This window comes from Bradyrhizobium sp. WSM1743 (assembly GCF_000473065.1).
GTDB lineage: Bacteria > Pseudomonadota > Alphaproteobacteria > Rhizobiales > Xanthobacteraceae > Bradyrhizobium.
Genome location: NZ_AXAZ01000012.1, coordinates 134,306 through 160,379, shown reverse-complemented (window position 1 = coordinate 160,379; position 26,074 = coordinate 134,306). Strand labels below are relative to the sequence as shown.

Below are 26,074 nucleotides of genomic sequence, written 5' to 3'. Positions count from 1 at the left end.
CGGGCATGGCAGAAACATCCGATCAGGAGAGCAAGACAGAAGAGCCGACCGAGAAGAAAGTCCGCGATGCGCTCGAACAGGGCAAGATTCCGGTCTCTCGGGAGGCCTCCATTTTCGCCTCGATGGCCGCGCTGATGGTGATCCAGGCGTTCCTGATCGGCCAGGGCGTGCAGCAATTGACGCCGACGTTGAAAAGTCTGCTCGACGATCCCGAGGGCTTCCCGCTCTCTACCGGCGCTGACGCGCAGAACCTGCTCACCGTGGTCGGGCTCCAGGCACTGCGGTTCCTGGTGCCGCTGGTCGTCATCCTGGTGGTGTTCGGGCTCGCCGCTTCGCTGCTGCAGAACGCGCCGCGCCTGGTGCTCGAGCGCATCAAGCCGGACTTGTCGCGAATCTCCCCGGTGAGCGGCTGGAGCCGGTTGTTCGGAACGCAGGGCCTGATCGAGTTCGCCAAGTCGCTGTTCAAGCTTGCCGCGGTGACCGCCGTCGTCGCCTTCGTGCTCCGCACGTCCGAAGCGAAGGCGTTCGAGGCGATGTACACCGATCCGGTCGCGCTGCCGGAGATGATTCTCAACATCGCGATGCGAATCGTGTCGGCGATCTGCATCGCGACCATCGTCCTGGTGGCGATCGACCTCGCCTGGGCGCGCTTCCATTGGCGACGCGAGCTGCGCATGACGCGGCAGGAGATCAAGGACGAGCACAAGCAGGCGGAAGGCGATCCGCTGATCAAGGCGCGCCTGCGCTCACTGGCGCGCGACCGTTCGCGCCAACGCATGATCGCCTCCGCCGCGCGCGCGACGCTGGTGATCGCCAATCCGACGCACTTTGCGATCGCGCTGCGCTACAAGCGCGAGGAAAACGCTGCGCCGCTCGTGGTGGCCAAGGGCATGGACGTGATCGCGCTGAAGATCCGCGAGGTTGCCGAGCAGAACCGAATCCCCGTCATCGAGAACAAGGCGCTGGCGCGCGCGCTCTACGAGGCGGTCCAGGTCGATCAGGTGATTCCGGCGGAATTCTTCCGGCCGGTCGCCGAGATAATCTACTTCCTCCAATCCAAGCAGACGCCGCGGCCCGAGAAGGTTCAGTAGATTTCCGAGGATGGTGCTTCGCGCAACAGCTTGACGAAAGCTTAACGCCCTAGGCTTGTCCCGAATGGATCAGAATGGGGCCGTCGTGGGACCGCTTTATCTCTTCGAACTCGCATCGTCGCAGGCGCGGTATCTCGAACTGCGCCAGTCGACCATCGCCACCAACGTCGCCAACGCCAACACGCCGGGCTTTCGGGCGCGCGACGTCGAGCCGTTCAACAAGGTGCTCGACAGCATGCCGGTCAGGCTTGCGACGACGTCGCCGTCGCACATGCAATTGTCCGCAACCGAGACCGACACGCGGGCGACCGCGAAGAAGGACAGCTGGGAAGTGGTTCACTCCGGAAACTCCGTCAGCCTCGAGCAGGAAATGATCAAGGGCAGCGACGTCAGCCGCGACTATTCGATGAATTCGGCGATCGTGCGGTCGTTTCACCGGATGGTGCTGTCGAGTGCAAAGGCCTGAGGTGAACTGACATGCTGGACTCATTGAGCGCCTCTCTGACGGTCGCGAGCTCCGGGCTCGAAGCGCAGTCGACGCGCATGCGCATCGTCTCGGAGAACCTCGCGAACGCCACCTCGACCGGACGCACCGCAGGCGCCGATCCGTATCAGCGCAAGACCATCACCTTCGACGCCGCGATGGACCGTGCCTCGGGCGCGCAGCTCGCGAAGGTCAAGGAGATCGGGGTCGACACCACGCCGTACCGTGTCGAGTACGATCCGGGGCATCCCGCTGCCGACAAGGCCGGCTACGTCAAGCTGCCGAACGTGAACATGATGATCGAGATGGCCGACATGCGGGAGGTCAACCGGTCCTATGAAGCCAATCTCCAGGTCGTGAAGCAGGTGAGGTCCATGCTCGGCATGACCATCGACCTCTTAAGGAGCTGACAATGCTTGAGGCGATTTCATCTACGGCGGTATCCGCCGGCCAGGCGACGGCCCGCGCGACCGAGACGCAGGCCGTCGCGCCGGCGGCGACCACCGCGATCCAGACCAGTGACGACGTCGGCTTCGAATCGGTGATGAAGCAGGTGACGACTGACGCGATCGGGACGCTGAAGGCGGGCGAAGCGGCGTCGATCTCGGCGATGCAAGGCAAGGAATCGACGCGCCGCGTCGTGGAAGCGCTGATGTCGGCCGAGCAGGCCCTGCAGACGGCGGTCGCGGTTCGCGACAAGGTCGTGCAGGCCTACCAAGAAGTCGTTCGGATGTCGATTTGATCTGAAGGAGTAACGATAGTGAAATCGCTCGCCATTGCGGCCACGGGCATGAACGCCCAGCAGACCAACATCGAAGTCATCGCGAACAACATCGCCAACATCAACTCGACCTCATACAAGCGGGCGCGCGCCGAGTTCACGGACCTGTTCTACCAGATGGACCGCATGCAGGGTGTCGCGAACACCAACGGCTCCTCGCCGATTCCGGAAGGCGCCAATCTCGGCCTCGGCGTCAAGTCGGCGGCGATCCGCAAGCTGCACATCCAGGGCGCGCTGACGCAAACCGGCAATCCCTACGATCTTGCGATCAACGGCCGCGGCTGGTTTCAGGTGCTCGGACCCAACAACGAGGTGCAATACACCCGTGCGGGTTCGTTCAACGTCAACGCCAACGCCCAGCTCGTCACGATTGACGGTTACCTGCTGGATCCCGCGATCACCATCCCGCAGGGGACGGTCGAGGTCACGGTCAACCAGACCGGCCAGGTGTTTGCCAAGCTCGACACCGAAGTGAATCCGCGGCAGATCGGCCAACTCAACCTCGCCAACTTCGCCAACGAAGCCGGCCTGGAGCCGCTGGGCGGAAATCTCTATCGCGAGACCACGGCATCCGGCACGCCGGTCGTCGGTCTGCCGGGCGATGCCGGCTACGGCAAGATCAACCAGAAATGGCTCGAAGCCTCGAACGTCGACCCGGTCAAGGAAATCACCGAATTGATCTCGGCGCAGCGCGCCTACGAAATGAACGCCAAGGTCATTCAGGCCTCGGATGAAATGGCCCAGACGGTCTCGAAGGGCATGCGCTAGCTCTGGTGTCTTGATGTTGAACTGGGTGGGCCTGATCATGCGCGGGTTGGCCGCCGTGCTGCTGATTCTCGTCGCGGCGCGCGTCGCTGCGGCCGAGGAGAAGCGGCTTCCCGTGCCGGCCGTCGCGATCCGAGCCGGCGAGCTGATCCGGGAAGAGATGATCACCGAGCGCGCCTTCGCTCCGAGCCTGCTCGGCGTTGCCATGTTCATCGAGGGACGTCAGGTCCTGGTCGGTCGCATGGCCCGGCGCGCGCTGCTGCCCGGCCAACCGATCCCGACCAATGCGGTGGAGGATCCCTGGACCGTCGCCCGCGGCGCCATGGTCAAGGTCGTGGTCGAGGACAGCGGTCTGTCCATCGTCACTTACGGCTCGGCGATGCAGTCGGGTGCGGCCGGCGCGCTGATCCCGGTGCGCAATACGGACACCGGGGTGATCATCAAGGGCGTCGTCCAGCCGGACGGGACCGTCAAGGTCGTGGACGGGTCATGACCAGGCTCCTGCTTGCGCTCATCCTGGTCGTGTCGGCCGCCGGCGCCCAGGCCGCCGTCCGCATCAAGGACATCGCGGACATCAAGGGTTTGCGCGAAAACCAGATCGTCGGCTACGGCCTCGTCATCGGCTTGAACGGCACCGGCGATACGCTGCGCAACGCTCCGTTCACGGAACAGTCGCTGCAATCGATGCTCGAGAACATGGGCATCAACGTCAGGAACGAGACCACGAGCACCAACAACCCCCCGCGTCCGACGACGCTGCGCACGCGCAACGTCGCGGCGGTGATGGTGACTGCTGACCTGCCGCCCTCGATCGGGCCCGGCGAGCGCATGGACGTCACTGTGTCGTCGCTCGGCGATGCGACGTCGCTGCTCGGCGGCACGCTGGTCATGACGTCGCTGCGCGCGGCGGACGGCGCGGTCTATGCGGTGGCGCAGGGCGCGATCACGGTCGCCGGTTACAGCGTCGGAGGCCAGGCGCAGAACGTCAGCCAGGGCACGCCGACGGCTGGACGCATCCCGAACGGTGCGCTGGTCGAACGCGAGGTGCAGGGAAGCCTCCACGAGATGGAGTTCCTGGTGCTCCAGCTGAAGAACCCGGACTTCGTCACCGCAACGCGCATTCTCGACGCCATCAACCGCTACGCCGGCGGTCGCTACCGCGCGCAGATCGCCTTCGAGCGCGACTACCGCACCATCGTGCTGTCGAAGCCGCGCAATATCGGCCCTGTCCGCTTCCTCGCTGAGATCGGCGAATTGGTGGTCGAGCCGGACACGCCGGCGCGGGTCGTCATCAACGAGCGCACCGGCACGGTCGTGATCGGGCGCGACGTGCGGATATCGACCGTCGCCGTGACCCACGGCAATCTGACGGTTCGTGTCACGGAGATGCCGGTGGTGTCGCAGCCGGCGCCGTTCTCGCGCGGGCAGACGGTGGTCGTTCCGCAGACCGTGGTCGAGGCCAACGAGGCCGGATCTCAGGTGGCGATCCTGAGCGGGGTCGATCTCCAGCGCCTGGTGCGCGGGCTGAACCAGATCGGCCTGAAGCCCTCAGGGATCATCGCGATCCTCCAGGCGATCAAGACCGCAGGCGCGCTCCAGGCCGACGTCATCGTGCAATGATGCACAAGCGTCGTGCAAGCTTGGTCGCTCAATGCTCAGGTCTGAAGCGAGAATCGCACGCGGCCCGATGCTGAAGCTGGATCACAAAGCCAAACTCCTCCTGCTGGCCGCGGCATCGGTGCTCGCGAGCGCCTCGCCCGTGCTCGCTTTGGACGAGGCCAAGCCGTCGAAGCCGCTCAACCTGCTCTCCTTCGCGCGCGCCCGCGCGGGCGGACCGCAGAAGCCGCAGCCGCCGGGCACCGCGATACCAGGCGACAATGCTTCGGTCCGGGCGACGGCATGGGCGGCCGAAGATTCAGGACCGACGATTACCGGTGCGGTGCCGGCTCCGGAGACGCCGACACCCGCGCCTGCGGCCGCGCTGGTACGTCCGGCCAAGCCCGCCGGTGTCACGGCGCCGCCGAAGCCTGCGCCGCCGCAGGCTGCGCCGGCTCCGGACAACGAAATCGCCCTGTTCTGCAGCAACGTCGCCGATCCCGCCGTCGACGCAAGGCTGGCCTGGCAGCTCAAGGAGCTGGAGAAGGCCGAGAGTTTGCTCCGCGAGCGCATCGCCGAAGTCGAGGCCAAGCGCGCCGAATACGAGAAGTGGATGGCGCTGCGCGACGACTTCCTGAAGAAAGCCGAAGCGAGCGTGGTCGAGATCTATTCGCGCATGAAGCCCGAGGCTGCGGCGACCCAGATCGCCGGCATGGCCGACGAGACCGCCGCCGCGGTGCTCGCCAAGCTCAGCCCGAGAAGCTCGAGCGCGATCTTCAACGAGATGGATACGGCACGCGCGGCGCACCTCGCCGACCTGCTCGGCGGCATGCGTCGCGTGGACGACGGAAAGACCAAATAGATGAACAAGCCGCTCCTCATCCTCTCGCTGCTGGCGGCGTCCGTGCTCCTGGCCGGATGCTTCCATGATCCCGCCGAAGTCCTGACCGGTCCGCAGATGTCGCCCGTCGGCAGCGGCCTGAGGACGCAGGCCGATCCGATCCCGGTGACGCCGCGCATGCGCACGCCCGTCAGCTATCGCTCGACCTGGGACGACGGCACCGATCTCTACCGCGATCCCCGCGCCCGGCGCACCGGCGACGTCGTGACGGTGATCATCTCGATGCAGGACAAGGCCAAGCTCGACAACAAGACCGGCCGCTCTCGCGATTCCCAGGTCAAGTTCGGGCTCGACTGGCTGATGGACGTCGCAGGATGGAGCGACAAGGGCCAGGCCAACGCCAACCTCAGCACCAACACCCAGATCAAGGGCAACGGCCAGATCGACCGCACCGAGGACATCAAGCTGTCGATCGCGGCCATCGTCACCGACGTGCTGCCGAACGGCAATATGATGATCAGCGGATCGCAGGAATTTCGCGTCAACACGGAGATGCGCGTGCTCAACGTCGGCGGCATCGTGCGTCCGCGCGACATCTCGCGAGCCAACACGATTTCCTACGACAAGATCGCCGAGGCGCGCGTGTCCTATGGCGGGCGCGGAAATCTGTCGGACGTGCAGCAGCCTGGATGGGGACACCGGATCTATGACGCCGTGGCACCATTCTGAGGTTCGCAGCCGTAGGGTCGCGTCGCGACGGCAGGGGGCGCCATGCGCTTGATTGCGGCCATCGTCGTGCTGACCCTGATCGCGATCGGCGCGGGCGCACTTGCCGGTCTGCATCTGATCGCGACCGCCGAGCGCGTTGCCGATGCCAAGAAGAGCGTCACGCCGCCGCCGATCGCGTCGAGCTACGCCGGCAGCGCGCGGCTCCGGAAACTATCTCCGATCGTGACCAATCTCGCCGCGCCGGCCAACAACTGGGCGCGCATCGAAGCCTCCATGGTGACCGACAGCATGAGCGACGAGGATGCCGGCATTCTGGCCGCCCACATCAGCGAGGATATCGTCACCTATCTGCGCTCGACGACGGTTGCGCAGTTCGAGGGCTCGCGCGGGCTCCAGCATCTGCGTGACGACCTGACCGAGCGCGCCAACATCCGCTCGTCGGGCAAGGTCCGCGAATTGATCATCGAGACGCTGGTGATTCAGTGAGAGTGAGAATCCTGCTGCTCGCGTTGATTCTGGTCGTGCTGCCCGAAGCGGCGTTGGCCCAGATTCCAGACCTGAATTCCCTGTTGCCGCCGGGAAACGGCTCGACCAGCGGCCGGATCATCCAGCTGATGGCACTGATCACGGTGCTGTCGGTGGCCCCGGGGCTGCTCATCATGGTGACGAGCTTCACGCGATTTGCGGTGGCGTTGTCGTTCCTGCGCGCCGGTCTCGGCCTCCAGACCACGCCGGCCAACCTGGTGCTGATCAGTCTCGCGCTGTTCATGACCTTCTACGTCATGGCGCCGACCTTCGACCGCGCCTGGGAGAGCGGCGTCCAGCCGCTGATGAAGAACGAGATATCGGAGGAGCAGGCCTATCTGAAGATCACGGATCCGTTCCGCGAGTTCATGCTGGCCCATGTCCGCGACAAGGATCTCCAGACCTTCGAAGCGCTCGCCGCGGAGAGCTTCCGCAAGAAGTTCGACGACAAGCGGGTCGATTTGCGCGTCATCATCCCTGCCTTCATGATCTCCGAGCTCAGGCGCTCGTTCGAGATCGGATTCCTCATCATCCTGCCGTTCCTGGTGATCGACATGATCGTGGCGACGCTGACCATGTCGATGGGCATGATGATGATGCCGCCGACGATCCTCGCGCTGCCGTTCAAGATGCTGTTCTTCGTGCTGATCGACGGCTGGAATCTGCTCGCCTCCGGACTGGTGCGCTCGTTCTCGTGACCGCCCGAGCTCGCTGGCCAGAATATGGTTAAGCGATACACGCTGGTTATGGTTAGCGACGGGTAATGTTAACCATATGATTTTACTATGGAATTCAGGCGGTCCTTAATCTGGAAGCAAGATTCGGCGTGCTAGCAATGCGGCACGGCGGGTTGGACCCCACCCACATCAGTCCAAAGGCATGATGCCGCCCTTCCGTACCGGTGAAAGCCCGGTATGTCCCCTCGTGAAAATGTAAACGCGTACATAAAGGGACATTCGCAATGTCAAGCCTGCTTACGAACTCGACTGCCATGACCGCACTCCAGACCCTGCGGTCTGTGAGTTCGCAACTCTCCACCACGCAGAACCGGATCTCCACCGGTCAGCGCGTGGCCACCGCTTCGGACAACGCTGCCTATTGGTCGATTGCCACCTCGATGCGCGCCGACAACGCCGCGCTCTCCGCCGTCTCCGACTCGCTCGGTCTGTCGGCCGCGACCGTCGACACCGAATATACCGCTCTGACCACGGTCATCGGTGACAAGGACTCCGGTCTGACCAAGCTCCAGTCGCTGCTGGTCCAAGCCAAGACCGCGGGTATCGACCGCACCAAGATCCAGGCGGACGTCACCCAGATCCAGCAACAGATGAAGAGCACGGCCAATGCCGCGACCTTCAACGGCATCAACTGGCTGAGCACGACGACCGGCACCACACCGACGAGCTTCAGCCTCGTGTCGTCGTATTCTCGTGTCGGCGGCACGCCCACGATCGGCTCCATCACCGTGACGACCGCCAACTACACGCTCTACTCCAGCACGCAGACCGGCATTCTGGACACCGTGAGCGGCAGTGCGTCGGTCGACACGATCAACATCTCCGCACTGACCGACTCGGCAGCTGACCAGACCACGCTCGATGGCTACATCGCGCAGGTCACGACTGCCATCAACTCGGTGGCCGCGTCCGCCGCCAACCTCGGCGCCGTCAAGAACCGTATCTCGACCAACACGGAGTTCGTGAAGTCGCTGATGGACTCGGTTGATCGCGGTGTCGGCCAGCTCGTCGACGCGGACATGAATGCGGAATCCACCCGCTTGGCCGCCCTTCAGGTCCAGCAGCAGCTCGGCGTTCAGGCGCTTTCGATCGCCAACAACAGCAGCCAGAGCATCCTGTCGCTGTTCCGCTAAGAGCTGAATCACCAAAAGGAGGGCCGCGCTTCCGACGAAGCGCGGCCCTTGTCGTTTGGCGTGACGCTGCGCACGCCCTCATTTCGGCTACCTGTTGCAGCTGGAGCACAGAGCCACAAGCCTCGCACAAGCTTCGCTCGCTAACCTCGCCGTTACGACAGATTGGGCTTTGAACCCGCGTTTGCGGAAAGCCCAAAGGCATGACGCCGCTCTGTCGTACCGGTGCAAGCCCGGTATGTCCCCTAAGCTCGATTCAATCTTCAAAGGGACATCAAAATGGGTTCTAGTCTTCTCACCAACTCCTCCGCAATGACCGCGCTCCAGACCCTGCGGTCTGTCAGCGCCCAACTCGCCACCACGCAGAACCGGATCTCCACCGGTCAGCGCGTGTCCACCGCTTCGGACAACGCTGCCTATTGGTCGATCGCGACGTCGATGCGCTCCGACAACGCCGCGCTGTCCGCCGTCTCCGACTCGCTCGGTCTGTCGGCCGCGACCGTCGACACCGAATATACCGCTCTGACCTCGGTGATCGGCGACAAGGAATCCGGCCTGACCAAGCTCCAGGCGCTGCTGGTCGAAGCCAAGACCGCGGGTATCGACCGCACCAAGATCCAGGCTGACATCACCCAGATCCAGCAGGACATGAAGCTCAAGGCCAATTCGGCCACCTTCAACGGCATCAACTGGCTGAGCACGACGACGGGCACCACGCCGACGAGCTTCAATCTCGTCTCGTCGTATTCGCGTGTCGGCGGCACGCCCACCATCGGCTCCATCACGGTGACGACCGCCAACTACACGCTCTACTCCACCACGCAGACCGGTATCCTGGACACGGTGAGCGCCAGCGCGTCGGTCGACACGATCAACATCTCCGCGCTGACCGACTCGGCCGCTGACCAGACCACGCTCGATGGCTACATCGCGAAGGTCACGGCCGCGATCAACTCGGTGAGCTCGGCTGCTGCCGATCTCGGTGCGGTCAAGAACCGCATCTCGACCAACACGGAGTTCGTGAAGACCCTGATGGACTCGGTGGACCGTGGTGTCGGCCAACTCGTCGACGCCGACATGAACGCGGAATCGACCCGCCTCCAGGCGCTGCAGACCCAGCAGCAGCTCGGCGTTCAGGCGCTGTCGATCGCCAACCAGAACAGCCAGAGCATCCTGTCGCTGTTCCGCGGCTAAGCGGCGCTTTCGAAAACGACCGTGCTCCCTCAGGGAGCACGGTCCCCGCCATGATCGGCGGACGCGACGGCACAGGACGTGCCGGCAATCGACCTCCCGACGCCACACTTCGTGCAACACGCCGCAGCCGATCGCGCTGCCATGCGCCCGAGCGTCCGCTTGTGGCTGGCAAACTGTGATTGCGTCGCCCAGGCTTCTTGTAAAATTGCAACGCCTCGCCAGCGAACCGACACATTCGTGGCCTCGCGCAACCTTCAGACAAGGTTGGCAGCTGAGTGTCCTCACCATTCGCATTGGTACGAGGTCATATGCTCAGTCGTGCGCAGATACAGCAACTGCTCAACAATCTGCTGGAGCTTGGGCCGCGACGCCTGATGGCCCTGGGACTGATCGGCTTTGCCGTTCTCGTCACCGTCGTCGGCGGTGCGTACTATCTGAGCCGGCCTGAGTTCGAGACGCTCTATACCGGCCTCACCCGCGAAGACGTGACACGCATGGGCGCTGCGCTGCGCGAGCAGAACATCGCCTTCGACGTCAATACCGCCGGTGACGCCGTCTCGGTGCGTCCGAGCCAGACCATGCAGGCGCGCATGCTGCTCGCCGAGAAGGGGCTGCCGACCAGCGCCAATTCGGGTTACGAGCTGTTCGACAAGATCGGCTCACTCGGCCTGACCTCGTTCATGCAGGAGGTCACCAAGCTCCGGGCGCTGGAAGGCGAGATTGCGCGCACGGTCCAACTGATGAAGGGCGTGAAGGCGGCGCGGGTGCATATCGTGCTGCCGGTGCGCGGCTCGTTCCGCGCGACGCAGCAGCCGCCTTCGGCATCGGTCGTGCTGCGCACCGACGGCGCGATCGAGGCGCGCACGGCGCAGTCGATCCGTCATCTCGTCGCTGCCGCCATCCCCGGCATGAGCCGCGACAAGGTGACGGTGCTGGACGCCGACGGCTCGATGCTGCTCGCCGAAGAGGACGAGGCGAGCGCCGCGCCGACGAAGATGGCGAGCCTGCAGAAGACGGTCAGCGGCATGGTGCAGGAGAACATCCGCAAGGCGCTGACGCCGTATCTCGGCCTGGACAATTTCGAGGTGAGCGTCGCTCCGCAGCTGTCCACCGACAAGCGGCAGATCAACGAGACGGTCTACGATCCCGAGAGCCGCGCCGAGCGTTCGGTGCGGAACGTGCGCGAGAAGGAATCCTCGCAGAACGCCGACCGTTCGACGCCGACCACCGTGCAGCAGAATCTCCCCGACCAGCAGGTGAATGCGGGCGGCGGCAAGAACTCCAGCGAGGACAAGACCCGCCGCGAGGACGTCACCAATTTCGAGGTCTCGTCCAAGACCACGACGACGGTGAGCGATGGCTATTCGGTCAAGAAGCTGTTCATCGCCGTCCTGGTCAACCGCGCGCGGCTGGTCGCCGATCTCGGCGACAAGAGCAACCAGGCCATCGTCGACAGCAAGCTCGCCGAGATCAGCCAGCTCGCGGCGACGGCGGGCGGACTGGACAAGGCGCGCGGCGATCAGATCCAGGTAACGGCGGTCGATTTCATCGAGGGCTCGCGCGAGCTGGCGCCGGTGCCCCCGATCAGCTTCGTCGAGATGATCAACAAGCAGCTCGGCAGCGTGATCAACGCGGTGACGATCCTGGCCGTTGCTTCGATGCTGGTCTGGTTCGGGCTGCGGCCCGCGGTCAACGGCATTCTGACCCATCGTGCGGAGCAGGAGCAGGCCGAGGCGGCCGAGGCCGCCCAACTCGAGGCTTCGGCGGCTCTTGCGTTAGCCGACAGCGAGGAGGCCGAGCTCAACCTCGTCGAAGACCTCGAAGGCAAGATGCAGCGAACGCCGCAGAAGCGGCTGGAGCAGATTGTCCGGCTCGATCAGATGCAGGCGGCAGCGATCCTTAAAGACTGGATGCGGCGCGAGGAGGCGGCATGAACGCGGCAATCGGAAAACTCCTGACGCAGTTCGATGCGAATGGCCGGGTCAAGTCGCCGCCGCCTCCGCCGCCGAAAATCCAGGACGTGCTGACCAGGCCGAAGGAAGCCCGGCGCGAGCCGCAGCCTCAACCGCAGCCTCAGCCCCAATCGCAGCCGCAGCTTCAGGCGCCGCCTGCGGCACCCACGACGGAAGCGCCGCCGGTCAATCTCCTGGACGATGCCTATCGGCGCGGCCATGCGGCCGGCGTTGCAGAAGGCGAAGCCAAGCTCGCCGAGGAGCGCGTCCGCAGCGCGATCCGGCTCGGCGAGGAGCGGGCCAAATGGTCCGACCAGCAGGCGGTCGCGATCGTCAGCGGCTTCGAGGCGGCCTGCCGCGAGATCGAGACCAACATCGCAAGCTCCGTTGCGCGGATCTTGCTGCCGTTCCTCACCGAGGCGGTGCGCGACAAGGCGATCGGATCGCTGGTCGAGCAGGTCGCGGCGCTGACCGGCAATTCTCCGGTGCCGGTGTTCAAGGTCACTGGCCCGAGCGAGCTGCTCGACCTCGTGAAGACGCAGCTCGAGGCGTCCAGGCGAACGGGCATCGCATACGAGGCCGCCGAGATCTCCGAGGTCCGCGTCGTGGCTGACCAGACCGTGATCGAGACGCAGATCTCCGCCTGGAGTGAACGTCTCAAGGAAGCGCGCCGGTAGTCCGCCATGGAAGAGGTCAAGCATGAGCTCGTGATCGTCCGCCGGCGCAGCGCCTTCGCCGAGGAGGCGCATCACGGCGGCGTCTGGAAGATCGCCTACGCGGACTTCATGACCGCGATGATGGCATTCTTCCTGGTCATGTGGCTTCTCAATGCGCTTAACCAGGACCAGAAGCAGGTGGTCGCGAGCTATTTCAACCCGATCAAGCTCGCGGAGAACGCACCTGCCCCGAAGGGTCTCAAGGATCTCTCCAAGAAGGAGCCGTCGTCGTTCGAAGGCCAGGATGGCAAGCGTCAGCCGGCCGGGCCGAACGAAGAACGTCGCGGTGACTCGCCAACCGCCGAGAAGCCGGCCTCCTATGAGGAGAAGGTGCTGTTCCGCGATCCCTATGCGACGCTCGCCGAGATCGCCAATAGCGCGAACCAGTCCTCGGGCCAGCGGCGTGCCGGCGCTCTGACGTCCGTCGAAGAGGAGGGCCTCAAAGGTGGCGATGCCTACCGCGATCCCTTCGATCCCGGCTATTGGAGGCTGGCGCCGCAGGCGTCCAAGGACGCCGATCGCTTCATCGACGGCGAGCCAAAGCCGAATGCCTCCGCGCGCGACAACGCGTCCGGCGCAGGTCAGGGAGATGCGCAGCCGCGCCGCGGCAAGACGGATGATGCCGGCGGAAGCGTGGCGCCGAACGCGGATGGCTCGTCCGCAAGCCTGTCGCCCCTGCTGCCGCCCGGCCCTGCAGCGACGCAGTCCTCGCGCGAGGGCAGCAGCCAAGCTGGCGTTCAGGCCAGCGCCGCACCGCAGGCGCGTCCCAACGACACGGCGAAGGAGTCCGAGCCGCGCGATGCGGCGCAAACGCAGCAGCCGACCCTCAAGCAGCTTCAGTCCGCGATCGCGGACGCGCTGTCGGACATCAAGGCGGGCGCGGGGCCGGCGGCCGAGGTGCGTCAGGTCGAGGAAGGACTCCTGGTGAGCCTGACCGACGATGCGAGCTTCGGCATGTTCGCGGTCGGCTCGGCCGAGCCGCGGCCCGAGCTGATCCGCGTGATCGACAAGATCGGGCCGCTGCTGACGAAGCGCCAGGGCATGATCATCGTCCGCGGCCATACCGACAATCGGCCGTATCGTTCGGAGACCTACGACAACTGGCGGCTGTCGACCGCTCGTGCGCAGATGGCCTATTACATGCTGGTGCGCTCCGGCGTCGATGCACGGCGGATCGAGCATGTCGAAGGTTACGCCGATCGGCGACCGAAGCTTCCGAACGATCCGGCGGCCGCACAGAACCGCCGGATCGAGATCCTGATCCGGGAGAAGCGCCCTTGATCAGGCTGCTGCGCCGCGCTGCCTTGCTGCTGCTGCCGTTCACGGCGGCGAACGCGCTTGCTCAACCTGCGCCCCAGTCCGGCGAACCCTATGAGCTCGTCCGTGCGTTACAGGCGGTGCAGGACGGCATCGCCAACGGCGACACCGCCGCGCACAGCAGTCACATCGCGCTGATCCGGCAGATCGGCGAGAAGTTTCTCGCTGCCGATCCCGCCGTGTGGAGCAATCCGCAGAACAGCCAGGCGGTGGTCATCTACCTGCTCAGCGGCGGCGCGCCGCAGGTCGTCCGCAAGCTGCCGCGCGACAAGATGAACGTCGACGAGCGGCTGTTCAATGGTGCGCTCGCCTATGTCGAGGGTCGTCAGGACGAAGCGCGGGAGCTGCTCAAGGACGTCAAGCCGCGGACGATCCCCTCAGGTCTGGGCGGACAGGTCGCGCTGGTCCAGGGCGCGCTGTTCGCGCGTGCCGAGGCATCGCTCGCGATCGAGCGTCTGGACGACGCGCGCCTGCTCTTGCCCGGCACGCTCGTCGAGGAGGCGGCGCTGCGGCGCGAGATCCTGCTGGTGGGGCAGGCGGAGGATTTCGAGAAGTTCGAGTTTCTGACGCTGGCCTATATCCGCCATTACCGTAACTCGATCTATGCCGGCGACTTCTGGCAGCGCTTCTCCGCGGGGCTGACGCAATCGAGCCTGCCACTCGACGAGCGCCGCTTTGCGCGGATCGCAGCCCTGTTGGAGCAGATCGATCGCGCGAGCCGCCTCAAGCTGTATCTCGTGATCGCGCGCGCCGCGATGGTGCGTGGACGGCTGGCCGTGACCCGCCTTGCCGGCGAGCGGGCGCTGACGTTCAGCGCGGACGCCTCGGCGGAGCGCGAGCGGGCCCATTTCTTCCGCGGCGCCTCGCGGGCGCTCACCGACGAATATGACGGCGGTCTCGCCGAGCTGAAGGCGCTCGACCGGTCGAAGCTGCCCGAGCGCGACGTCCCCCTCCTCAATGCCACGGTGCAGCTCGCGCTCGACGTCCGCAAGCCGTTCGCGGGCGGACCAGCCGCCGCGGCCGACAAGCCTCCGGCAACGCCGGCACGGCTCGATCTGGCGTCATCGACCGTGACGCTCGCGCGCGCGCAGAAGCAACTCGGCGAACTCGAACTCCTGACCAGGGACCGCCGTCCATGACCAAGCTCAGTGGAACCTCCGGACAGCTCTTCTCGGGTCTCGCCGAGAGCCTCAACATGCGTGGGACGTCGCGTTCCGCAAAGGGCGCCGGGACCAAATCGCAGGGAAATTCGTCGTTCAACGATCTGCTCCACACCGTCTCGAACCTCGCGAAGCAGGCACTGAGCGATGATGGCAGCGATACGACCGCGAAGACCGCAACGCTGCGCACGCGCCTAGTTCACCCGACAAAGGAGAAGGACGCGACGGTACGCGAACACATCGCGGCGTCCGAGGGACCGGATTTCACTGAGGAGTCCTCCGACAAGAAGGCCGACAGGTCGCCGGAGAAACTGCGTCAGGTGGATCACGCCGCCGGAGCAGATGTCCAGGGTCAATCGGGCATTGCCGTCGTGGTCGGGCAGGAGATCGCTGCCGCGCCTGCCGTGAAAACGCAGATGCAATCCGCCGATAAGGACGCGCCCGCGCGCGACGAGCGGTCCTCCACGGCGAAGCGCGAGGCTCCCGCCACCGGCGCAGCGAAGGCAGCGACGGTCGACACTGCGCCCTCCAGTGTCGTTCCCACCGCGCGCTCGCAGGCTGCGGCTTCGCAAGTGGTTGGCGCGGCGCAGTCCGCACCGACGCAAGGCACGGAGGCGTCGAGCGCAATGCCCGCGACACCCGGCTTCGAGGCGGTCACGGCCAATGTCGAGCGCGCTGCCAAGGCCTCGGCGCGCGCCGCGCTGCCCGAGACGACCAAGGTCACCGTGGTCCAGCAGGAGACCCATCTGCCGCCGGCGCAGTTCAACGCTCCGCAACAGGTCGCCAATGCAGTCGTCGCCGAGCTGAAGGAGTCCTCGGCACCGGCGGCGTCCGCAGCGCCGGATCTTACAGCGTCCCAGACCAATGCGCCGGATCAGCCGCTCAAGATCCTGACCGTCAATCTCGAACCGCCCGCGCTCGGCAATGTCACCGTGCGCCTAAGGCTCGTCGGCACCGAGGTGTCCGTCCAGCTTGCGGCCGAGCGCAAGGACACGAGCCAAATGCTCGACCAGCAGCGCGGCCAGATCCGCGATCTCATGCAGTCGGCGGGCTATGTCGCGGACGTCGCGCCGGTCCAGCACGGCTCGCTCGACGGATTCCAGAGCGGCTCCGGCCAATCGCAGCCGCAGCTCTCGGGCCAGCAACAGTCCTCGCCGCAGTCGCAAGGCGCATTCGGCGGTGCCGGCACGTCATCGGGGCAATCCGACGGCGGCGCGAAGCAGGCCCGCCAGGAGCGCCAGTTCAATCAGGAGACGCGTCATGATCAGGACGTGGCGCCGCATCATCGTCGCGGCCCTGTTTATCTCTAATGCGAGCGCCGCCCAGGCGGCCGCCGAGATTGCGCGCCCCTGCGAGCGCGAGATGGCGCGCGCGGCCCAGCAACACGGGATTCCGCTCGGCATTCTCTATGCGGTCGGCCTCACCGAGACTGGTCGGCGCGGTGCGCTCCATCCGTATGCCCTCGGCGCCGACGGGCAGACCGTGTTCGCCAAGGACATGGATGACGCAATCGCGAATTTCGAGACGATGCGAGCCAAGGGGATCAAGTTGATCGACCTCGGTTGCATGCAGATCAACCACTATTATCACGGCGACAAGTTCGCTTCGGTACGGGCGATGTTCGATCCCGCCAGGAACGTCGATTACGCCGCGCGCTTCCTCAAGGAGCTGAAGCAGCGCGAGGGCAGCTGGACCATGGCAGTCGCCCGCTACAATGCCGGTCCCAACAACCAGCCGGCGCAGAAGCGCTACGTCTGTCACATCGTCGCTCATCTCGTCTCGAGCGGCTTCGGCGCGTGGACCGACAAGGCGCGCTCGTTCTGTCAGCCGAAAACGACATGACAACATGAAGTTGTGCATCGCTTCCAATCATCAGCCCCGCGCAAGCAAGACCCCCCATTGTAGCTGCAACCTACCAAAGGAGCCCAATTCATGAGCCTGTATGGTGTTATGCGCACCGGCGTTTCCGGCATGTCCGCGCAGTCCAACAAGCTGTCGACGGTCTCGGACAACATCGCCAACGTCAACACGACCGGCTACAAGCGGGCTTCCACGGAGTTCTCCTCGCTGATCCTGAAGAGCGGCTCCGGCAATTACGATTCCGGCGCCGTCGAGACTACCGTCCGCTATGCCATCAGCGATGCGGGACATACGCAGTTCACCACGTCGACTACGGACCTCTCCATTCAGGGCAATGGTTTCTTCGTGGTATCGAACGCCAACAACACGCAGCAGTTCATGACGCGCGCCGGGTCGTTTGTGCCGGACGCTCAGGGGAATCTGGTGAATGCGGCCGGTTACTATCTCTTGGGCAAGCCGGGCAAGGTGGACATCTCGCAAAATACCCTCGGCGGGTTGCAGATCGTGAACATTGCCCAGGTATCGCAGCAGCCCGTAGCTTCGACGGCCGGGACGCTGACGACCGGCAATCTGGATCCGAAATCGGCTGTTATTGCCGGCCCGCCCGGCCCGGCGTCATATTCATCGAAAAGCTCGATCGTGGCGTACGACAATATCGGTCAAGCTGTCACGATCGATCTCTATATGGCTCACACCGCGACGGCCGCCGGATCAGACACTTGGCAGATCCAGGCCTATGATTCGACCACCGGCAGCGCGCTCGGTGCCGCCACCACGTATACCTTCGACACGACGACGGCCGGAAAAGGTGCGTTGGCTGCAGCGAGTCCGACAACTCTCGCGATACCGGTCCCCAACGGCGCGACCATGACCCTCGATCTGTCAAACATGACGCAGGTCGGTACGGATTTCAGCTTCAAGGCGACGGTCAATGGCAGTGTTCCCTCGGCCATCGATAAGGTCGATATTGATCAGAATGGGTACGTCACCGCCATTCTCAAGAACGGTCAGACGCTGAATCTGTTCACGATCGCGGTCGCAGACGTTGAGAGCCCCGACAATCTCACGCCGGAGCCGGGCAACGTCTATTCAACCAACTTGGACTCGGGGAACGCGGAGGTCTCCAATGCCGGCAGAGCCGGGCTCGGTACCATCCAGTCTGGCTCCCTCGAAGACTCCAATGTCGATCTCGCGGACGAACTGACCTCGATGATCGAGGCCCAACGCGGCTTCACCGCCAACTCGAAATCGTTCCAGACCGGTGCCGACCTGCTCGACGTCGTCGTCAACCTGAAGCGCTGAATCCTTCAGCGCCCATTCCGGGCAAGAGCAAACCATGTCCCTTACCGCCGCTCTCGACTCCGCTCGCGCTTCGCTCATGGCGTCGGGCATTCAGTCCTCGACGATCTCGCGCAACATCTCCGGTGCCAGCGCTACCGGCTATTCGCGCAAGATCGCGGTGCTGGACAATCTGCCGAATGCTGGCGTGTATGTCGCGGCGATCCAGCGCGCCGCGAGCGGCGGCCTGTTCAACAATGTCCTGATCGCGACGTCGTCCTCCGCCAAGCAGAGCGCGATCTATGATGGTCTCCAGAAGATCGCATCTGCCACAGTGGACGATCCGGAACTCGACCAGTCTCCGACAGCGCAGCTCAATGCGCTGAAGGAGGCGCTGCAGAAATATGCCAACGCGCCGGACAACACCACGTTGGCGCAGGCGGCCGTCACGTCCGCCAAGGACATGGCCGCCGCGCTCAACCAGGCGACACGGACCGTGCAGTCTGTCCGTGACGGCGCGGATGCCGACATGAACACGTCGGTTCAAAACATCAACCAATTGCTCTCCCAGTTCCAGACCGTGAACACCGCGATCGTGAAGGGCACGATCTCCGGCGACGACATCACCGACTACCTCGACCAGCGTGACAACATCGTCTCGAAGCTGTCGCAGGAGGTCGGCGTCTCGATGTCGATCCGCCCCAACGGCGATGCGGCGCTCTACACCGACAGCGGCGTCGTGCTGTTCGACAAGACGGCGCGGACGGTGAGCTTTGCGGCAACCAATATCTATACGCCCGGCACCACGGGCAACGCGGTCTATATCGACGGCGTCCCGGTAACCGGCGCCAATTCGGTGATGCCGCTAAAGTCGGGCAAGCTAGCCGGTCTTGCTCAGCTGCGTGATCAGGACACCGTCACCTATCAGAGCCAGCTCGACGAAATCGCGCGCGGCCTGATCAATACTTTCAGGGAAAGCGATCAAACGGCCGCGGCGCTGCCCGACGTCCCCGGTCTCTTCACCTATCCCGGCGCGCCCGCGATGCCCGCGAGCGCAACCGTCTCGGTGGGCCTCGCCGGCACGATCTCGGTCGCTGCGTCGGTCGACCCGGCTCTGGGCGGCAACCCGAATCTGCTGCGCGACGGTGCGATCAGCGGCAACCCCGCTTATCAATACAATACCGCCGGCAACGGCGGCTATTCGGCCCGGCTGCAGCAGCTCATCAGCGGCATGGACGCGTCGCAGCCATTCGATGCAACCACGCAAGGCAAGCCGAGCGGCAGCCTGATCGACTTCGCGTCGTCGTCGGCAAGCTGGATTGAAAATCAGCGCAAGACCGCCAACGACAACTCCGAGTACCAGACCACACTGCTCAACCGCAGCGTCACGGCGTTGTCGAACGTCAACGGCGTCAACATGGATGACGAGATGTCGTTGATGCTCCAGGTCGAGCGCACCTACTCGGCGTCGTCGAAGATCATCTCGACCGTCGATGAAATGCTGCAGAGCCTGCTGGCTGCCGTGGGGAATTAAGTCATGATGAGCGCAAACTACATTTCCACCCTGATGCTGTCCTCGTCGTTGAGGTCTTCGATCACGAGCAACCAGGCGGCGCTGAGCAAGGCCTCGACGGAGGCGACCACCGGCCGTTTCGCCGATGTCGGTCTCGAGCTTGGTGCCACGACGGGAAGCGATCTCACGCTGCGGGCCGACTTCAGCTTCGCCGATCAGCTCGTCGATACCAACGGGCTCGTCTCGGGACGCCTGGACGTGACGCAGAACCGGATCACCCAGCTCAGCAAGACTGCGACGGACTTCCTCAAGGACCTGATCGCGGCCCGCAGCACCGACGGTGGCGGGCGGGTCATCCTGCCGCCTGCGGCCTCCAATCTGCAGGATCTGATCGGCGCGCTGAACGTTTCCTATAACGGCTCGTATCTGTTCTCGGGCATCAACACGCAGAACGCGCCCATCACGGCTTACACCGCGGGCTCGGCCAGCAAGAACCGGGTCGATGCCGATTTTCTCGCGGCCTTCGGCTTCTCGCAATCCTCGCCCAGCGTGGGCACCATTACCCCGGCCCAGATGCAGACCTTCCTCGACACCACCTTCGATGCCGAGTTTGCGAGCCCGGCCTGGAACACCAACTGGTCATCGGCCACGGACCAGACCATGCAAAGCCGCATCTCCACGACCGAGATCGCCGATACGTCCGTCAGCGCCAACCAGACCGGCTTCCGCAGGCTCGCCGAGGCCTACACCATGATGGCCGATCTCGGGAATGTAAACCTGAGCCAAGAGACCTTCCAGGTCGTCGTGGACAAGGCCATCGGGCTCGTCGGTAACGCCATCAGCGACCTCGCCGCGCTCGGCGGCACCGTCGGCACGGTCCAGCAGCGGATCACCACCGCAACCACGAAGCTCAAGACGCAGCAGGACATTCTGAACAATCAGATCGTCGGTATCGAGAAGGTCGACCCGACCGAAGCCTCGGTCCGGGTCAACACCCTGCAGACCCAGATCCAGACGGCCCTGGCGCTCACCTCGCAGCTCCAGAAGATCAGCCTCATCAATTACCTCTGACCCGGGGCTCGTCACCTTGTCTAGTTGTTCGGTCTCCTGCGAAGAGTGGTCCTGATGACGTTTGAAGCCTATGAAGCGGTCGTTGACGAAAGTGGCTATGAGGCGCGAAGCCGCGAGCGGCAGGCGCTCAGCCTCGGCATCGACCGGCTCGAACGGATCCAGAAGGGGCGCTTCAGCCTCGAGGACCTGGTCGAGAGCCTGCTCTATGTGCGGCGGCTGTGGACCATCTTCATCGAGGATCTCGCGCACCCGGAAAACGGGCTCCCGGACAAGCTGCGCGCCGACATCATCTCGATCGGCTTGTGGGTCGTCAAGGAAGCCGACCGTCTCCGCGAACAGCGGTCGAACGACGTGGTGCAGCTCATCGAAATCAACCGCCTGATCCGAGACGCGCTTTAATGAAGATCTCCTTGCGTGCAGGCGAACGGATCTACATCAACGGCGCGGTGCTCCGCGTGGACCGCAAGGTCTCCGTCGAGCTCGTCAACGACGTGATGTTCCTGCTCGAAGGGCAGGTCATGCAGGCTTCCGACGCCACCACGGCGCTGCGGCAGCTCTATTTCATCGTCCAGCTCATGCTGATGAACCCGACCGACGTCCGCGACGCTGCGGCGCTCTACGCGCAGCATCACGCAGCCCTATGTGCGGTGTGCGAGAGCCGCGAGATGCTGGATGGACTCGGCGCGATCGACGAACTGGTCGGGGCGACCCGCTACTTCGAGGCGCTCAAGCGGATTCGGGCCCTGTTCCCGGTGGAGCAGGCCATCCTGGCCGGCGCCGCCACGATTTCCCCAGTCGAAGCTGCCTGACAGCGGAGAGGCTAGATGAACGTCACCAGCGCGACCGACACGACCGGCAAGTCGTCCAGCTCGACCAGCTCCACCTCGGCGACGTCGAGCAACAGCGTGGACTACAACACGTTTCTTCAGCTCCTCGTCGCCGAGATGAAGAACCAGGACCCGACTAATCCGATGGATACCTCGCAATATATGAGTCAGTTCGCCCAGCTCTCGACGGTCGAGCAGGCGATGCAGACGAATTCGAAGCTGGACGCGCTGCTGTCTTCGCAATCCTTGTCGCAAGCCAACGGGCTGATCGGGAAGACAGTCAGCTTCACCGACTCGACCGGTGCCAGTTTCAGCGGCGAGGTCGTCTCGGTCGCCATCAACAGCGACGGCTCCATCGCGACCCTTCAGGACGGCACGAAGGTCGCCGTCGGGCCCGGCCTCACGATCAGCCAGTCATGAACGAGCGAGACGCCCTCGACATCGTCCAGGCTGCGATCTGGACCATCATCGTCGCCTCCGGGCCGGCGGTTGGCGCCGCGATGCTGGTCGGCACCGTCATCGCACTGATCCAGGCTCTGACCCAGATCCAGGAGGTGACGCTGACCTTCGTTCCGAAGATCATCGTCATTCTCCTGGTCGTTGCCGTCTCCGGCTCCTTCATCGGCGCGCATCTGTCGACCTTCACCGAGATGGTCTATTCGCGGATCGAGCACGGCTTCTGATCCGGACAGCCCCGGCACCACCCTCGCGTAAGCTTTGCGCGGCAGATTACGGGTGGACCCCTCTGCCGGTGACCCATGGCCGATACGTTAGCTGCTAGCCTGCCCAATCCGCGCCGCCTGGGGGCGGATGCCTTTTTTGCTGGCGGCATCGTGACCATGCTCACGATCCTGTTCCTGCCGATTCCTCCGATCCTGATCGATCTCGGCCTCGCGTTCTCGATCGCACTTTCGGCGCTGATCCTGATGGTCGCGCTGTGGATTCAGCGGCCGCTCGATTTCTCGGCCTTCCCGACCGTGCTGCTGATCGCGACGATCCTGCGCCTGGCGCTGAACATCGCGACGACGCGCCTGATCCTGTCGCGGGGAGGGGAGGGCGAACAGGCCGCGGGCCACGTCGTTGCCGGCTTCTCGAAGTTCGTCATGGGGGGTGACTTCGTCATCGGCCTGATCATCTTCGCGATCCTAGTTACGGTGAATTTCGTCGTGATCACCAAGGGTGCGACGCGCATCGCCGAAGTCGGCGCCCGTTTCACCCTGGACGCCATTCCCGGCAAGCAGATGGCGATCGACGCGGACCTGTCCGCAGGCCTGATCGACGACAAGGAAGCCCAGCGCCGGCGGCGCGAGCTCGAAGAGGAGAGCGCATTCTTCGGCGCCATGGACGGCGCCTCGAAGTTCGTGCGCGGCGACGCCATCGCCGGCCTCATCATCACCGCGATCAACATCTTCGGCGGCATCGTCATCGGCGTCACCCATCACGGATTGACCCTGTCCCGCGCCGCCGACGTCTACACCAAGCTCTCCGTCGGCGATGGTCTGGTGTCGCAGATGCCGGCGCTGATCGTGTCGCTGTCGGCGGGCCTCTTGGTCTCCAAGGGCGGCACCAGGGGCTCGGCGGAGCAGGCGGTGCTGCGGCAGCTCGGCGGCTATCCGCGCGCAGTGTCGGCTGCCGCGCTGATGATGTTCGTGCTCGCCCTGATGCCGGGGCTGCCGATGGCGCCCTTCGTGCTGCTTGGGGGTGTCATGGCCTTCGTCGGCTATTCGCTGCCGAAGCGGCAGGCCGCGCTGAAACAGAAGGAGGATGCGCGCAGGGCCGACGAGCGTGCCCAGAACGAGGCCAAGGAATCCGTCAAGGAGCAGCTCAAGACCGCCGAGATCGAGCTGGCGCTCGGCGGCCACCTTTCGGTCCATCTCCTGGGCTCGCGCACCGAGCTTGCCCACCGTGTGGCCAAGATCCGCAAGAAGTTCGCCAAGCAGTACGGATTCGTCATTCCCGAGATCAAGCTCACCGACAATCTGTCGATCGACCCCAAGAGCTACCAGATCCGGATTCACGACACGCGCGTCGCCCATGGTGAGCTCAGGCTCGGCGAGGTGCTGGTGCTGGTCGACAAGGACGGCAAGCCGGACGTGCCGGGCGACGAGGTGATTGAACCCGCCTTCGGCATGAAGGCGCTGTGGGTGACGGAAGCCTTCACCGACGAGGTCAAGCGGCAGGGCTGCAAGCCGGTCGACAACCTGTCGGTGCTGCTCACGCATTTGAGCGAAGTGATCAGGGCGAACCTCGCCCAGCTCCTGTCCTACAAGGACATGCGCGCCCTGCTCGACCAGCTCGATCCCGAATACAAGCGCCTGGTCGAGGATCTCTGCCCCTCGCAGATCTCCTATTCGGGCCTGCTGGCCATCCTGAAGATCCTGCTGGCCGAGCGCGTGTCGATCCGCAACCTCCATCTGATCCTCGAGGCGATTGCCGAGATCGCGCCCCATGTGCGGCGCTCCGAGCAGGTCGCAGAGCACGTGCGGACGCGTCTTGCCCAGCAGATCTGTGGCGACCTCTCCGACAATGGCGTGCTCAACGTGGTCCGTCTCGGCAACCGCTGGGACCTCGCTTTCCACCAAAGCCTGAAGCGCGACGCCAAGGGCGATGTCGTCGCGTTCGACGCCGACCCGCGACTGATCGAGCAGTTCGCGACGGAAGCCAGCGCCACGATCCGCAAGTTCACCGAAAGCGGCACCAGCGTGGTGCTGGCGGTGACCCCCGAGGCCCGTCCCTATGTCAGGATGATCCTGGAGCGGGTGTTCCCGACCCTGCCGATTCTGTCGCATGTCGAAGTCGCGCGCAGCGCCGAGATCAGGGCACTCGGAGCCGTATCGTGATCTCTGGGCTCGCCGACAGCGTGCTGGTGACGTTCATCGTGTTCTGCCGCATCGGCGCCTGCCTGATGCTGGTGCCCGGCTATTCCAGTGTCAACGTTCCGCCCCAGGTGCGCCTGTTCGTCGCGCTGGTCACGACGTTTGCGCTGACGCCGATCCTCGTCTCGATCCTGAAACCGCTCACGGACAATGCGGCGCCGCTGACGCTGGCGCTCCTGATCTGCTCCGAGCTCGTGGTTGGCAGCGTCATCGGGCTCGGTGGGCGGGTGTTCTTCCTCGCCCTCCAGACCATGGCGACCGTGATGGCGAGTGCGATCGGGCTCAGCAACATCCCGGGCACACCGGTCGGCGACACCGATCCGGCGCCGGCCCTCGTGCCGCTGATCATGGCGGCCGTCACCACGCTGTTCTTCATGACCGACCAGCATTGGCAGGTGCTGCGCGGGCTGATGAACTCCTACGACGTCTGGCATCCCGGCAACAGGCTCGGCGGCAGCATGGCGCTCGACCTGCTCGTCGGCCGCCTGTCGGAAGCGTTCGTGCTGACGCTGCGGATCGCGAGCCCCTTCATCGTCTATTCCGTCATCGTCAACCTGGCGGTTGGCCTGATCAACAAGCTGACGCCGGCAATTCCGGTCTATTTCATCTCGGTGCCCTTCGTGCTGTTCGGCGGCTTCCTGCTGCTCTACCTCACCAGCGACGAGCTGCTGACGCAGTTCATGCTCGGCGTCTCGTCGTGGCTCGCGGAGTGACCGGTCATGACGTCGCGCGCGGACAAGCTCGGCCGGATGGTCTCGCTGGTGAAGCTCCAGCTTCGGCTGTCCGAATGGCAGCTCGCGCAATTGCGGCAGCAGGAGCGCAGCCTGCAGGACGAGCAGGAATGGCTGGTCGGAGCCCTGAACGATGGAAGGCCGCCGGCGGGATCAACGAGCGAATCAATCGCTCGGCGGCTCAACAGGACGAGCGTCGGCGCGCGCGCCGTGAAGGAGCAGGCCTCGCGACAGCTCGACCAGGTCCGCCGCGAGACCCGCCGCGTGAAGCAGCTCGAGGAGGTCGCGAAGGCCGCGCTCGCAGACAAGCTTCGCGACGCCGAGAAGCGCTCGCTCGAGGAAATGACGGGAACGAGCCTTACCGTGCGCACGTGGATGCCACCGCCAGCCAACCGGAACAAGACATGATCGTGACAGCGACGCCAGACCTCGTTCTCGATGTCCTCGAAGCCGCCGACCCCGTGACGCAGCGCACGGCGACCGCGAAGCTCGACGCGCTGAAATCCTCGGGCGCCGATTTCGCCGCCACGATGGACGCGGAGGTCGGCAAGGCCGCTGCGGCTGCCGATCAATCCGCGGCGAAGGTCGCCGAAGCGCAGTCGGGTGCAGTGAACGGGGCTCCCGTGCAGGTGATCAAGGCGCCGGCATCCGGCGAGGTCTACCGGAAGTTCGAAGCCTTCATCCTCCAGACCTTCGTCGAGACGATGTTGCCGAAGGAGTCGGAGGAGGTCTTTGGCAAGGGCACGGCTGGCGGCGTCTGGAAGTCGATGCTTGCAGAGCAGCTTGGCAACCAGCTGGCAAATGGCAAGGGCATTGGCATCGCCAAGCAGCTCGCCGCCGCGCATCCTGCCGGGCCGGACGCTGCGGGGAACGCCGGATGATGATCCGCGAACGAGTGAC

At 64.6% G+C, this 26,074-nt stretch carries 30 protein-coding genes; all 30 read left to right on the top strand.

Annotation, left to right across the window (positions count from 1 at the left end; all coding sequences use genetic code 11):
* The first annotated feature begins 5 nt into the window (after positions 1 to 5).
* Positions 6 to 1,091 (top strand): flagellar biosynthesis protein FlhB, encoded by a 1,086-nt coding sequence (gene flhB / locus YU9_RS0110585; protein ID WP_027572800.1) that lies wholly within the window; start codon positions 6 to 8, stop codon positions 1,089 to 1,091.
* A gap of 64 nt (positions 1,092 to 1,155) precedes the next feature.
* Positions 1,156 to 1,557, top strand: a complete 402-nt coding sequence (gene flgB, locus YU9_RS0110580) for a flagellar basal body rod protein FlgB (protein WP_036017219.1) — start codon at positions 1,156 to 1,158, stop codon at positions 1,555 to 1,557.
* Between the two features lie 11 nt (positions 1,558 to 1,568).
* Positions 1,569 to 1,985, top strand: coding sequence for a flagellar basal body rod protein FlgC (flgC, locus tag YU9_RS0110575; protein ID WP_018641261.1), 417 nt, complete (start codon positions 1,569 to 1,571; stop codon positions 1,983 to 1,985).
* Positions 1,986 to 1,987: 2 nt separating this feature from the next.
* Positions 1,988 to 2,317: a flagellar hook-basal body complex protein FliE gene (locus YU9_RS0110570; RefSeq protein WP_027572798.1), complete on the top strand. Its 330-nt coding sequence runs from the start codon at positions 1,988 to 1,990 to the stop codon at positions 2,315 to 2,317.
* A gap of 18 nt (positions 2,318 to 2,335) precedes the next feature.
* Positions 2,336 to 3,124, top strand: a complete 789-nt coding sequence (gene flgG / locus YU9_RS0110565; RefSeq protein ID WP_027572797.1) for a flagellar basal-body rod protein FlgG — start codon at positions 2,336 to 2,338, stop codon at positions 3,122 to 3,124.
* A 13-nt stretch (positions 3,125 to 3,137) separates the two neighbouring features.
* Positions 3,138 to 3,614, top strand: a complete 477-nt coding sequence (gene flgA, locus YU9_RS0110560; protein WP_084298934.1) for a flagellar basal body P-ring formation chaperone FlgA — start codon at positions 3,138 to 3,140, stop codon at positions 3,612 to 3,614.
* Positions 3,611 to 4,741, top strand: a complete 1,131-nt coding sequence (gene flgI, locus YU9_RS0110555) for a flagellar basal body P-ring protein FlgI (RefSeq protein WP_027572795.1) — start codon at positions 3,611 to 3,613, stop codon at positions 4,739 to 4,741. Before flgA ends, flgI begins: the two co-directional genes overlap by 4 nt.
* 67 nt (positions 4,742 to 4,808) lie before the next feature.
* Positions 4,809 to 5,579: a MotE family protein gene (locus YU9_RS0110550; RefSeq protein WP_027572794.1), complete on the top strand. Its 771-nt coding sequence runs from the start codon at positions 4,809 to 4,811 to the stop codon at positions 5,577 to 5,579.
* The gene (gene flgH, locus YU9_RS0110545) at positions 5,580 to 6,287 is read left to right on the top strand and encodes a flagellar basal body L-ring protein FlgH (protein WP_027572793.1); all 708 of its coding nucleotides are present in this window, start codon (positions 5,580 to 5,582) and stop codon (positions 6,285 to 6,287) included.
* 42 nt (positions 6,288 to 6,329) lie between these two features.
* A complete protein-coding gene (locus YU9_RS0110540; RefSeq protein WP_027572792.1) occupies positions 6,330 to 6,773 on the top strand; it encodes a flagellar basal body-associated FliL family protein in 444 nt (147 codons plus the stop codon).
* Positions 6,770 to 7,510: a flagellar type III secretion system pore protein FliP gene (fliP, locus tag YU9_RS0110535; RefSeq protein WP_027572791.1), complete on the top strand. Its 741-nt coding sequence runs from the start codon at positions 6,770 to 6,772 to the stop codon at positions 7,508 to 7,510. The genes YU9_RS0110540 and fliP overlap by 4 nt, the downstream gene beginning before the upstream one ends.
* Positions 7,511 to 7,773: 263 nt before the next feature.
* A complete protein-coding gene (locus tag YU9_RS0110530; RefSeq protein ID WP_027572790.1) occupies positions 7,774 to 8,682 on the top strand; it encodes a flagellin in 909 nt (302 codons plus the stop codon).
* Between the two features lie 276 nt (positions 8,683 to 8,958).
* Entirely contained in the window at positions 8,959 to 9,873 is a 915-nt protein-coding gene (locus YU9_RS0110525; RefSeq protein WP_027572789.1) for a flagellin, read from the top strand.
* Between the two features lie 308 nt (positions 9,874 to 10,181).
* Positions 10,182 to 11,807: a flagellar basal-body MS-ring/collar protein FliF gene (gene fliF / locus YU9_RS0110520; protein WP_027572788.1), complete on the top strand. Its 1,626-nt coding sequence runs from the start codon at positions 10,182 to 10,184 to the stop codon at positions 11,805 to 11,807.
* The gene (locus YU9_RS0110515; RefSeq protein WP_027572787.1) at positions 11,804 to 12,502 is read left to right on the top strand and encodes a hypothetical protein; all 699 of its coding nucleotides are present in this window, start codon (positions 11,804 to 11,806) and stop codon (positions 12,500 to 12,502) included. The genes fliF and YU9_RS0110515 overlap by 4 nt, the downstream gene beginning before the upstream one ends.
* Positions 12,503 to 12,508: 6 nt before the next feature.
* Positions 12,509 to 13,822: a MotB family protein gene (locus tag YU9_RS0110510; RefSeq protein WP_027572786.1), complete on the top strand. Its 1,314-nt coding sequence runs from the start codon at positions 12,509 to 12,511 to the stop codon at positions 13,820 to 13,822.
* Positions 13,819 to 14,997: a chemotaxis protein gene (locus YU9_RS0110505; protein ID WP_027572785.1), complete on the top strand. Its 1,179-nt coding sequence runs from the start codon at positions 13,819 to 13,821 to the stop codon at positions 14,995 to 14,997. Before YU9_RS0110510 ends, YU9_RS0110505 begins: the two co-directional genes overlap by 4 nt.
* Positions 14,994 to 16,328 carry a flagellar hook-length control protein FliK gene (locus tag YU9_RS0110500; protein ID WP_027572784.1) on the top strand — a complete coding sequence of 445 codons (1,335 nt, stop codon included), beginning with the start codon at positions 14,994 to 14,996 and terminating at the stop codon, positions 16,326 to 16,328. The genes YU9_RS0110505 and YU9_RS0110500 overlap by 4 nt, the downstream gene beginning before the upstream one ends.
* Positions 16,279 to 16,860, top strand: coding sequence for a transglycosylase SLT domain-containing protein (locus YU9_RS0110495; protein ID WP_027572783.1), 582 nt, complete (start codon positions 16,279 to 16,281; stop codon positions 16,858 to 16,860). The genes YU9_RS0110500 and YU9_RS0110495 overlap by 50 nt, the downstream gene beginning before the upstream one ends.
* 90 nt (positions 16,861 to 16,950) lie before the next feature.
* Positions 16,951 to 18,180 carry a flagellar hook protein FlgE gene (locus YU9_RS0110490; RefSeq protein ID WP_027572782.1) on the top strand — a complete coding sequence of 410 codons (1,230 nt, stop codon included), beginning with the start codon at positions 16,951 to 16,953 and terminating at the stop codon, positions 18,178 to 18,180.
* Between the two features lie 34 nt (positions 18,181 to 18,214).
* A complete protein-coding gene (gene flgK, locus YU9_RS0110485; RefSeq protein ID WP_027572781.1) occupies positions 18,215 to 19,690 on the top strand; it encodes a flagellar hook-associated protein FlgK in 1,476 nt (491 codons plus the stop codon).
* 3 nt (positions 19,691 to 19,693) lie between these two features.
* On the top strand, positions 19,694 to 20,740 hold the full coding sequence (locus YU9_RS0110480; RefSeq protein WP_027572780.1) for a flagellar hook-associated family protein: 1,047 nt from the start codon (positions 19,694 to 19,696) through the stop codon (positions 20,738 to 20,740).
* A gap of 54 nt (positions 20,741 to 20,794) precedes the next feature.
* On the top strand, positions 20,795 to 21,139 hold the full coding sequence (gene flaF / locus YU9_RS0110475; protein ID WP_027572779.1) for a flagellar biosynthesis regulator FlaF: 345 nt from the start codon (positions 20,795 to 20,797) through the stop codon (positions 21,137 to 21,139).
* Complete coding sequence (gene flbT, locus YU9_RS0110470; RefSeq protein ID WP_027572778.1) at positions 21,139 to 21,549, top strand: flagellar biosynthesis repressor FlbT; 411 nt, start codon at positions 21,139 to 21,141, stop codon at positions 21,547 to 21,549. The genes flaF and flbT overlap by 1 nt, the downstream gene beginning before the upstream one ends.
* Before the next feature lie 15 nt (positions 21,550 to 21,564).
* A complete protein-coding gene (flgD, locus tag YU9_RS0110465; RefSeq protein ID WP_027572777.1) occupies positions 21,565 to 21,987 on the top strand; it encodes a flagellar hook assembly protein FlgD in 423 nt (140 codons plus the stop codon).
* Positions 21,984 to 22,250, top strand: a complete 267-nt coding sequence (gene fliQ / locus YU9_RS0110460) for a flagellar biosynthesis protein FliQ (RefSeq protein ID WP_027572776.1) — start codon at positions 21,984 to 21,986, stop codon at positions 22,248 to 22,250. Before flgD ends, fliQ begins: the two co-directional genes overlap by 4 nt.
* Before the next feature lie 75 nt (positions 22,251 to 22,325).
* Positions 22,326 to 24,407 carry a flagellar biosynthesis protein FlhA gene (flhA, locus tag YU9_RS0110455; protein ID WP_027572775.1) on the top strand — a complete coding sequence of 694 codons (2,082 nt, stop codon included), beginning with the start codon at positions 22,326 to 22,328 and terminating at the stop codon, positions 24,405 to 24,407.
* Positions 24,404 to 25,156: a flagellar biosynthesis protein FliR gene (gene fliR, locus YU9_RS0110450; protein WP_027572774.1), complete on the top strand. Its 753-nt coding sequence runs from the start codon at positions 24,404 to 24,406 to the stop codon at positions 25,154 to 25,156. The genes flhA and fliR overlap by 4 nt, the downstream gene beginning before the upstream one ends.
* Before the next feature lie 6 nt (positions 25,157 to 25,162).
* Positions 25,163 to 25,582 (top strand): hypothetical protein, encoded by a 420-nt coding sequence (locus tag YU9_RS0110445; protein WP_027572773.1) that lies wholly within the window; start codon positions 25,163 to 25,165, stop codon positions 25,580 to 25,582.
* Positions 25,579 to 26,055 (top strand): rod-binding protein, encoded by a 477-nt coding sequence (locus tag YU9_RS0110440; RefSeq protein WP_027572772.1) that lies wholly within the window; start codon positions 25,579 to 25,581, stop codon positions 26,053 to 26,055. Before YU9_RS0110445 ends, YU9_RS0110440 begins: the two co-directional genes overlap by 4 nt.
* Positions 26,056 to 26,074: the final 19 nt, after the last annotated feature.